1 protein-coding gene is annotated in these 510 nt (G+C 30.2%); it reads right to left on the bottom strand.

Annotated features, from left to right (window positions below; translation table 11 throughout):
- The coding region (gene cas5fv, locus AADEFJLK_RS24920) for a type I-Fv CRISPR-associated protein Cas5fv (protein WP_170065262.1) at positions 1–510 on the bottom strand (510 nt) is incomplete at both ends.

The raw sequence follows: 510 nt of genomic DNA, 5'->3' as shown, positions 1-510 counted from the left end.
TAAGGAAAACGTATTTTTAATTCGGCAATTGTTTTTAGCAGGTTATCATTGAATGCTTTCGCTTCTTCAGAATTATTTAATTTCAAGAACTCGTGCTTTAGCTGCTTTAATTTAGCTTCATTTTTTTCAGTGACTTTTTTACCCTTACGTTCATTATCTAATAACTTATTAGACTCCTTTTCAATGGAAGCGCTTAACTTTAAAAGTTTACTATCCAACAATACTATTGGATCTTGACTTGATATTTCTTCAATTCTAGACCTCAATTTTCTATTGGGTGATATTTCTCCCAATGGTATTAAGCTAACTTTAGGGTTTATAATAAAATCAAATAGCTCCTTAATATCCAAATCAAATACACACCATAAATTTTTTGCGTATTCACCAAAAAACAAAGGTAACTCATTACTTAACACCCCTATAAAGCTACTTTGTGAAGGCCTATCCTCTGATTTATTGATAATAAAAGCTGTCTCAACATAATCTATTTTTTCACGGTGAGAAAACTTT

Source organism: Methylovulum psychrotolerans, from assembly GCF_002923755.1.
Taxonomy (GTDB): Bacteria; Pseudomonadota; Gammaproteobacteria; order Methylococcales; family Methylomonadaceae; genus Methylovulum; species Methylovulum psychrotolerans.
Note: the sequence above shows the minus strand (reverse complement) of the source record. Positions and strands in the feature narration are given on the sequence as shown.